The organism is Sphaerospermopsis reniformis (genome assembly GCF_005402885.1).
Lineage (GTDB): Bacteria > Cyanobacteriota > Cyanobacteriia > Cyanobacteriales > Nostocaceae > Sphaerospermopsis > Sphaerospermopsis kisseleviana.
Genome location: NZ_BJCE01000317.1, coordinates 1 through 4,987 on the forward strand (window position 1 = coordinate 1; position 4,987 = coordinate 4,987).

Consider the following 4,987-nt stretch of genomic DNA (forward strand, 5'->3'; position numbering starts at 1 on the left):
TCTCCGGTACATTCAACTTCATGATCGTGTTCCAAGCAGAACACAACATCTTGATGCACCCCTTCCACATGTTAGGTGTAGCTGGTGTATTCGGTGGTAGCTTGTTCTCTGCAATGCACGGTTCTTTTCCTTTAATTGTTTGAAAAATGCTCTTGCAACATCATCTCTTTCATTCGGTTTAATTTGAGAAATGGCCTTTTGTAATTCCGGATCCATTTGACTGGGAGGGATACGTTCTGGATGCAAAGATTGATTAAATAAATGTCTTCTTTGATCCTTGGTTGTGCGTTGAGCAAAATCATCAAAGGTTTCGTACTCATCCGTTGTCATGGCGTTGGGATTATCCAAAGATTCTACATTTCCCTGCGCCAAATCTTGTAAAATATTACGTCTATATTCTTCACTACTTCTCACTTTAATTATCTCCTATATTTGAGGGTTTTTAATTTCCTAATATTTGAAAAACAATCCTCCTAGCTATACCTAATTTGATTAGTCTGAGCAACATAATCAGCAGTCAAAATTAGTTTTTTATCAGGACTATATACCAAAACCTTCACATCCTGATTAGGAAAATTCTTTCTAAAACCTTGTACCAAAGAACTCGCTAAAGGACGCACTTCATTAGGACTAACTTGAGGAGAAATAACCACACCTAGCTTATTATTATCTCGCACATAAGCATCAGTAATTAACCCCTTAGAAGTTTGTACAACCCAATTACCAAAATTTTGCCCTGCGGGAGTATTACCACGTTCTAATTCAGCATAAGTCACATCTCTTCCCACCGCTGGAGTCGTTGAGCGATCAACTTCTGCAACTCTTCCCCCACCACAAGCAGAGGTTAAAGTTAATATTAAAATCAACACAAAAGCAGTCAAAATTTTACGACTCTCCTGAATTAGATTCATAATTTTTCTCCTCAGACAAATAAAAATTTAAGTCCTATTTTTAAGTCCTATTTTCAGGAAGGTTCGTAGTTAGGGCTTTAGCCCTAAAAAATATGGGAATTTAGCGATAAATCGCTAACTACGAACCTATAGGGATAAATCGCAACTACGAACTATTAATCAAGCTTTTTCTTGACGTTATCTTTGACATCTTCTACAGCGTGACGTACTTCGCTTTCTGCTTGTTTAGCTTTACCTTCTGTTTTATCTTCTGGATCTCCAGTAACGTTTCCTAATGCTTCTTGTGCTTTACCTTCAATATTTTTTGCTGTAGCTTTTGCTCTTTCTTCTAAAGTCATTTGTTGTCCTATTTGTTTGCAATTACTATTCCACACTAGCGGTAATATAGGCTGATTACTTCCACCATCAGGTATACAGTTGATGTTAAATATCTATACAAAAAGGAATAAATAAGCAAATATTCTGATTCTTGATTTTGGCATTTTTCCCATAAAAAATCCCAGTTTATGAATAAGACTGGGAAAAATTGAAAATGACCTCTCTCTTCAAGGAAGAGGATTGAAAAAGCGGATTTTTTTTGGTTTTTTCCCCTGGAAAGGGGAGCTTTTAAACCGTATGGCTGACGCTCACGGCGGAAGCCTTGAATGAAACAATTATCAATTGTCAATTGTCAATTATCAATTGATAAAAGTATGAGGATAATTTTGGTAAATTAGTCTAGAAAACCCATCAAAATATCAGAGTCATCAATTGTATTTGATGCTACTGGACGATTACCAAAAATTGAATAGTTTTCGGAAACTACCAACGCACTAGAACCGATGGGACGATTTCCGGATAAGTTGATACTGTTTACAACGCTGAAGGTATTGGCACCAATGGGACGAATACCCATTGCATTGTATGTTTCAACTACTTGTAAGCTACTTGTACTGATAGGACGTAAACCAGCAATTGATACTGTTCCTGCAACTTGTAACCCACTGCTACCAATAGGACGCTCTCCAGCGACTACAATTGTTCCTTGAGAAGCTTGTTCTGTATTACCTTGGTTATTTTCTTCCACTTTTTTATCTCCTTTGCTGCTAAGATGCTTTGTAAACTAACGCATCTAGCTGGTTACGTGAATTTTACAATAATTAAGGAAAGGTATTTTTTCCTAATATATGTAGAGTTTAACTCTAAAAAACAACCCATATATATAAGTTTCTTCAAAAGTGATACATAAGTAAACTTAAACTATTAATTTATGTAAACAAGTATTGCTAAATCTTGATTGCTTTCAGATCCCCGACCTCTTGAGGACTGACGCAGCGTAGAACAGAAGTAGGGGTAATTCATGAATTACCCCTACGCAAGAAATGGTAGACCATATAGGATGTCGCTACTATAGGAAAGGGTAGATTTAACGAAACAGTGATCATGGAATTTAATCTGCAAGCTCCTTTTACTCCTACAGGTGATCAACCACAGGCGATCGCTCAACTTTTGAAAACCATCCAAGCGAGTAATCGTTATCAAACTTTACTCGGTGCGACGGGAACGGGTAAGACGTTTTCTATCGCCGCAGTTATTGAAAAAGTTGGTAAACCTACCCTAGTTCTGGCACATAATAAAACCCTAGCAGCCCAGTTATGTAACGAGTTACGGGAATTTTTCCCCCATAACGCAGTCGAGTATTTTGTTAGCTATTACGACTATTACCAACCAGAAGCTTATATTCCCGTCACTGATACCTACATCGAAAAAACCGCAGCGATCAATGATGAAATAGATATGCTGCGACATTCTGCAACTCGTTCTCTGTTTGAAAGGCGTGATGTAATTGTTGTTGCTTCCATTAGTTGTATTTACGGTTTAGGGATGCCCGCAGAATACCTCAAAGCCGCAATTAAACTAGAAATAGGTATGGAAGTTGACCAAAGGCAAGTTTTAAGAGATTTAACATCTGTGCAATATAGCCGCAATGATGTAGAAATGGGAAGAGGTAAATTTCGCGTTCGTGGTGATGTTTTAGAAATTGGGCCAGCTTACGAAGATAGAATAATTAGAATTGAATTTTTCGGCGATGAAATTGACGCAATACGTTATATTGATCCTATCACTGGAGAAATTCTCAGCAGTTTAGAAAAAGTCAATATTTATCCTGCGCGTCACTTTGTCACCCCAGAAGAACGTTTAGAAATTGCTTGTGCTGATATCGCTGCGGAATTAAAATCACAGAAATTAAAATTAGAAGAATTAGGAAAATTAGTAGAAGCACAAAGAATAGATCAACGGACTCGTTATGATCTTGAAATGTTAAGAGAAGTGGGATATTGTAACGGTGTAGAAAATTATTCTCGTCATTTAGCAGGGAGACAAGCGGGAGAACCACCAGAATGTTTAATTGATTATTTTCCCAAAGATTGGTTATTAGTAATTGATGAATCTCACGTTACAGTACCACAAATTCGCGGAATGTACAACGGTGATCAAGCACGGAAAAAAGTTTTAATTGATCATGGTTTTCGTCTTCCTAGTGCTGCTGATAACCGTCCTTTAAAAGCTGAGGAATTTTGGCAAAAGGTTAATCAATGTATTTTCGTTTCTGCAACTCCTGGAAGTTGGGAAATTGAAGTTTCTGAAGATAAGATTGTAGAACAAGTAATTAGACCTACTGGAGTAGTTGATCCAGAAATATTTGTTCGTCCCACGGAAGGTCAAGTTGATGATTTATTAGGAGAAATTAAGGATAGAGTTGATAAGAAAGAACGGGTTTTAATTACTACGTTAACTAAAAGAATGGCGGAAGATTTAACAGAATATTTGGAAGAGAGAGGAATAAAAGTTAGATATTTACATTCTGAGATTAATTCTATTCAAAGAATTGAAATTTTACAAGATTTAAGAAATGGGAAGTTTGATGTTTTGGTAGGGGTGAATTTATTGCGGGAAGGTTTGGACTTACCAGAGGTTTCTTTGGTGGCTATTATGGATGCAGATAAAGAAGGTTTCTTGCGTGCAGAACGTTCGTTAATTCAAACTATTGGCCGTGCAGCGCGTCATATCAACGGTAAGGCAATTATGTATGCTGATAATTTAACGGATAGTATGATTAAAGCGATTGAAGAAACTGATAGAAGACGGGGTATTCAAATGGCTTATAATAAACTGCACGGAATTACTCCGCAACCGATTGTTAAGAAATCAAGTAATGCAATTTTATCATTTTTAGATGTTTCACGGCGGTTGAATGCTAGTGATTTAAAAGTGGTTGATGAACATATTGATGAATTTGCTTTGGAGGATATTCCAGAGTTAATTACTGTGTTGGAAAAACAGATGAAGGATGCTGCGAAAAAGATGGAGTTTGAAGAAGCTGCAAAATTGCGCGATCGCATCAAGCATTTAAGGGATAAAATGTTGGGTAGGTAAACCTAATTTATAATTAGCGCACTACTAACTTCTTCTGAATAGCAGCATCTTGAATGACATATTTGTTGCTAGTAAACACCTGAATACCTGGAACAACACTATAATCCATATCATCAGTAATAATCTTAACTGTTCCTGCTCCTGCTTTGCTAATAGCTTCAAGCATCAGCAAATCATAACCATCAACTGCTTGAGTGGTAAATCTGTTAATAGCGGCATCAGTTGTTGCGTCATCTAAGCTGTTGTGCATTTAATTTGTATAAGTGGAACAGGCATCTTGCCTGTTAAACAAGAGTTCAGAATATTAGGATTATACAATTTAGCTGTGTAACAGCTTACTGTTAGATTAATAGGAATTGCGATTTTTTTTACTTGTCGCCAAGTAAACTGGACTTCAGCTACAACATTTGCTCTTTCGGTTGGATAATTATGACGATATTCTTTAATTGGTAAATATCCATTAGATTGAACATAAATATCATATTCTGTTTTCTCGATAATATGTGCAAGTTCAGCTAAAGTTAGTCCTGAATAAGTAGGGTTTGCTGAATAAACCTAAAACCTTGATATATCAAAGGTTAGAGGCTGATAAACACAGAAATTAGTGCAAGGGTTTTGAAGGGTATACCGGAAAAAGTGTGCATTTTTTGGGATTTCAA

At 36.6% G+C, this 4,987-nt stretch carries 6 protein-coding genes and 2 pseudogenes; 2 read left to right on the plus strand and 6 right to left on the minus strand.

Annotated features, from left to right (window positions below):
* Positions 1-125, plus strand: a pseudogene (locus FFR48_RS25270) (photosystem II q(b) protein); the annotation flags it as partial.
* On the opposite strand, the pseudogene FFR48_RS25275 reads toward FFR48_RS25270, so the two are convergent.
* The 5 genes and pseudogenes from FFR48_RS25275 to FFR48_RS25295 form a co-directional block, all read right to left on the minus strand.
* A pseudogene (locus FFR48_RS25275) lies at positions 124-414 on the minus strand (hypothetical protein); the annotation flags it as partial. The pseudogenes FFR48_RS25270 and FFR48_RS25275 overlap by 2 nt on opposite strands.
* Before the next feature lie 59 nt (positions 415-473).
* Positions 474-911: a hypothetical protein gene (locus FFR48_RS25280; protein ID WP_137669267.1), complete on the minus strand. Its 438-nt coding sequence runs from the start codon at positions 909-911 to the stop codon at positions 474-476.
* 155 nt (positions 912-1,066) lie between these two features.
* Complete coding sequence (locus FFR48_RS25285) at positions 1,067-1,249, minus strand: CsbD family protein (RefSeq protein WP_096572553.1); 183 nt, start codon at positions 1,247-1,249, stop codon at positions 1,067-1,069.
* A 35-nt stretch (positions 1,250-1,284) separates the two neighbouring features.
* Positions 1,285-1,578, minus strand: coding sequence for a hypothetical protein (locus FFR48_RS25290; protein WP_162501963.1), 294 nt, complete (start codon positions 1,576-1,578; stop codon positions 1,285-1,287).
* Positions 1,579-1,623: 45 nt separating this feature from the next.
* Positions 1,624-1,977: a hypothetical protein gene (locus FFR48_RS25295; RefSeq protein WP_096565459.1), complete on the minus strand. Its 354-nt coding sequence runs from the start codon at positions 1,975-1,977 to the stop codon at positions 1,624-1,626.
* A gap of 353 nt (positions 1,978-2,330) precedes the next feature.
* Between FFR48_RS25295 and uvrB the strand changes: the two genes are divergently transcribed.
* On the plus strand, positions 2,331-4,328 hold the full coding sequence (gene uvrB / locus FFR48_RS25300) for an excinuclease ABC subunit UvrB (protein ID WP_137669268.1): 1,998 nt from the start codon (positions 2,331-2,333) through the stop codon (positions 4,326-4,328).
* Between the two features lie 13 nt (positions 4,329-4,341).
* Here the strand turns inward: uvrB and FFR48_RS29725 are convergent, their stop codons facing one another.
* A complete protein-coding gene (locus FFR48_RS29725) occupies positions 4,342-4,578 on the minus strand; it encodes a hypothetical protein (protein ID WP_236104179.1) in 237 nt (78 codons plus the stop codon).
* Positions 4,579-4,987 lie beyond the last annotated feature (409 nt).

What these genes read in the sequence shown, in the direction of transcription:
- FFR48_RS25285 (WP_096572553.1), bottom strand. Translation starts at nt 1,249, where the DNA reads ATGACTTTAGAAGAAAGAGCAAAAGCTACAGCAAAAAATATTGAAGGT.
- FFR48_RS29725 (WP_236104179.1), bottom strand. Translation starts at nt 4,578, where the DNA reads ATGCACAACAGCTTAGATGACGCAACAACTGATGCCGCTATTAACAGA.
- FFR48_RS25280 (WP_137669267.1), bottom strand. Translation starts at nt 911, where the DNA reads ATGAATCTAATTCAGGAGAGTCGTAAAATTTTGACTGCTTTTGTGTTG.